Source organism: Oikeobacillus pervagus (assembly GCF_030813365.1).
GTDB lineage: Bacteria > Bacillota > Bacilli > Bacillales > DSM-23947 > Oikeobacillus > Oikeobacillus pervagus.
Genome location: NZ_JAUSUC010000093.1, coordinates 1 through 3,549, shown reverse-complemented (window position 1 = coordinate 3,549; position 3,549 = coordinate 1). Strand labels below are relative to the sequence as shown.

Below are 3,549 nucleotides of genomic sequence, written 5' to 3'. Positions count from 1 at the left end.
TGACGGGATTATTCAATGGTTTACATCCAACCTAAACAATGGCTTATTAGAAGGTATTAATAGCGTGTTTCAGGCCGCAAAACGAAAGGCACGTGAGAGTGCCTTATTAGATATGAGGGGAGAAAAAAATAAATCTGTTCTTTTTTATATTGAGACTGGATTAGAATACCTTGGAGTTTCCAATAAACAGAATTGAAAAGTAAAGAAACAGGAAAAAGCATATTCATAAAATCTGTACTAAAGACAAGTAGGTGAAAAGTTGAATACAATAAAATTTCAATGTGTATTAGATACAACGACTCCTATTGAATCAAAATTACTGAAAAAAAGGAATGGTAAGCTATTAGTTGATATACAAGGTAGATTAGAAGTTTTGGTAAATGGGAAATGTTTTTTCTTGGAACCTTCGCTCGCTTTGCTCGAATTTGGAATAGCTTTAACAAAGTGGGATAGAGAAGGAGATTTTTATTACTATACAATTGAACATGATGAAAGAGAAGGCCCTATTTTAGCATTTAATAATAAAGCGGAGAAACACCTTTCTTTATTTTCAATTTGGCAACAGTATGAATCCGAGGAATTGCTATCATTGAACGATATTAGCGAGTCAGTTGATTCTTTCCTACTTGAATTAGATCAAGCATTGATGGGGAACTATGGAATTAAGATAAACGATTTTATAAAGAGAAGGCGGTTTTTTGAAAAATAGTATGGACTTAGTATCATCACTTAGAAATAAAAAAGTAAAGGTGACTGAAATACCCAAATGGGGGAGTTATTTGAGAAAGAATTGGGAAGACCATTTTACCAATCATCTTGGTGAAAATGAAAAGAAATCTATTTATCTCGATGACTTTCTATGGCATGTATTTAGTTATGAAAAAAGAGATTGTTTACAAGAAGAACAGGCGGATATTGCTTTCAATAGAGAATCAAAGAAATCCTGTTATGTTTTTTACCAACATTCCAATGAAGCGTTTATTCTTGAAAATGCTACAGCACTTAAAGCTGACGACTTTGTAAATGAACAGGATGTATATCGTGGATAAGGGATTTCGTTGGACTTATGTAAGAACACACGAAACAGGTTGGCTTGGGCCTTATTTTTGTCGAAAATAGTATGAAATAGAGGTGCTTATTATAGAGCTGTTAGAATTGTACTACAAGAAATATACAGATACGGTGCAAGCATCAGATTATATAGAGTGGGCAAATCAACAATTGTATATGGATATACTTGAAGTTAAGAAGTTAGCCAGTATGAGTATGAAAGAGTCATTAAATCTATTTGAAATCGAAGAGATGTTTGCCGATGCGATGAAAAGTATTCAACGTGATGCACCTACCAAAGAACAATGCTTGGACTATCATTTAAAATGTTTACATTCACAATTATTAATGCCAACTAAGAATGCGGTGTCAATTGTGAAAGAGATTTATGAATGTACAATCACACACGATTTATTCGAGGAACAGATGAATTGGCAGGAAATCAGTGATGCCATCGATGACTTTCAGTATGGAGATAACTATTATAGTTATACCATGGATAGGATCAATGAAATGATTGTTGCACATGCACGTAAGCTATGGCATACGAAACTAAGTAATATCACCTTTGAGGAAATGATTGGACAAAAGGTTACAGCCATTGAATCAGAGGTTCATTTCATTATTCAATTGGAAAAAGGGGCAATCATCATTGAATGTCCTTGGAGAATTCGGAATGCAAGTGAAATAGTGATGGGGGAAACGGATATTCGATCCAACCAAAGAGAATGGAATTCAGTCAGGGAGTTACTGATTGGTAAAAAAATTGAAGATGTTCAGTTATTAGAGCAATGCCCACTTCTGATTGTACAATTTGGCAATATCTTTTTAGATGTATTTCATGCGAGTTCTTTCTTTGATGGATGGACTCTAACAGATGAAGAAAATTTCTATATGTTTTCGATGCATGGTGGGAATATTGCATAGGTTAATACTTATGTCACGAATGTGGCAATCCTTTGGGAAGTAGGGCTTGCCTTTTCTCATAGAAGTATAGACACACAAGAGTTGAATAAATGCCATCCAATTACTGGATGATTAGATGAAATATACTTGACCTTGTTGCAGTGCTGAATTTATGTACTAACAACGAATGAACTGTTGTTGTGATAGCTGAGAAAGGTGGTTCCAAGCATGAATATGAAACCTAAAATAAAAAGAACAGACTTATTAAATCGAGATGATATTTGGAATGCTGTTAGTTCTGTGCTAATTGAATCTGCCTATCGAACAGAAAATAAAGTAGCTTATGAAGCATTTACTGTTCTTCAATACTATTCCGAAATGGAAAGTGGAGGTCATGAAAGTTTATTAAGGTGGAATTCAGAGCATATAGAGGAAGTAGGAATCACTCGTTATTTGGAAGAACTAATCGGTGTTCTTGAAAAAATAGATGCTCATGAGTATGCAATGATTGAGAAGAAGTTTGGGCAAGAGATGTGGAGAATGTACGTTGCTTTAGAAAATAACGAGATAGATGAAAATGAGTTTTATAGCGTTATCGATAAAGCGAACGAGGAATATTATAACCTCAATGAAAAATTGAGAGACTTGTTAGAATCGTATTTCATAATGATTCATACTGACTTAATTGAAGTAGTTGATTAAATTAATAAGCAATATTATTACTAAGAGGAGATGATTATTTTGGTTAGTTTATTGGATAATATATTCCAAGTATCAGCAATCATACTACTCCTATGTTCATTTTACTATTATAGACATTTTAAAAAAATTAAGAGAGAAAGAAAACTAACCTTTTCTGAACTTTCAATTTATATAATAACCCAAGTAGCAATTTATCTTTGTGCAGGTAGTTATCTACTTCTGTTTTTGGATAGGAATTTTGGATAGAAATTATTAAACAAACAGGTGCTTTCTCTTGGAAAAAAAAGGGTGCTAAAGCCTGAAATAACAAAGATTTAGTCCTTAAACCTTAACACTACTATGTCTAAAAATAATAGTACCGCTTCTTAAACAATAACAACGTTCCTTAAATAAAAAGAACGTTCCTAAACCGAAGGTTACCTGATCCAATTCAGGCAGACCTTCGGTCTTTTTATGCCCGAAAAAGCAAGAGGGAAAAAGGCGAGAAAAGCATGAGAAAGCAAGCAACTACAGGGTTTCACAACGAAAAAGAAGAAGAAAAAGCATGAGCAAAAGTGGGAAAGAAAGCGGGAGAAACCGCTCCTTAAACCTTAACCCTACTACCTGTTATTATTATGTCGGATTCAGTGAAAAATCGTTACACAAATGAGGAAAAGACGGGAAAAAGGCGGGAACGTTATTATTCTTTAAGAAAAAGAAGGAAAGGGTGAGAGAAAGGCGTGAGCCTTAGTGGGGAAAGGGTTTGAGGAGGATTGGGCGAGGAGTGGTTGGGGGAACGTTATTATTAATTGGGGACAATTGGAATGGATGAGTTTGCAAAACAAAACAAAGTCCGATACTGCACGAGTTCCATACAGTAAATACAGCAGTTACATGGGAGGAAGGTTATAA

At 34.4% G+C, this 3,549-nt stretch carries 4 protein-coding genes and 1 pseudogene; all 5 read left to right on the top strand.

What is annotated here, in order from left to right; all coding sequences use genetic code 11:
* On the top strand, positions 1 to 196 hold a 196-nt coding region (locus J2S13_RS16975; RefSeq protein ID WP_370874059.1), incomplete at its 5' end, for a transposase.
* 63 nt (positions 197 to 259) lie between these two features.
* Positions 260 to 709 carry a DUF7878 domain-containing protein gene (locus J2S13_RS16600; RefSeq protein WP_307258955.1) on the top strand — a complete coding sequence of 150 codons (450 nt, stop codon included), beginning with the start codon at positions 260 to 262 and terminating at the stop codon, positions 707 to 709.
* Between the two features lies 1 nt (position 710).
* Positions 711 to 1,119, top strand: a pseudogene (locus J2S13_RS16595) (DUF4275 family protein).
* Between the two features lie 36 nt (positions 1,120 to 1,155).
* Positions 1,156 to 1,977: a hypothetical protein gene (locus J2S13_RS16590; RefSeq protein WP_307258954.1), complete on the top strand. Its 822-nt coding sequence runs from the start codon at positions 1,156 to 1,158 to the stop codon at positions 1,975 to 1,977.
* Positions 1,978 to 2,184: 207 nt separating this feature from the next.
* Positions 2,185 to 2,658: a DMP19 family protein gene (locus J2S13_RS16585; protein ID WP_307258953.1), complete on the top strand. Its 474-nt coding sequence runs from the start codon at positions 2,185 to 2,187 to the stop codon at positions 2,656 to 2,658.
* Positions 2,659 to 3,549: the final 891 nt, after the last annotated feature.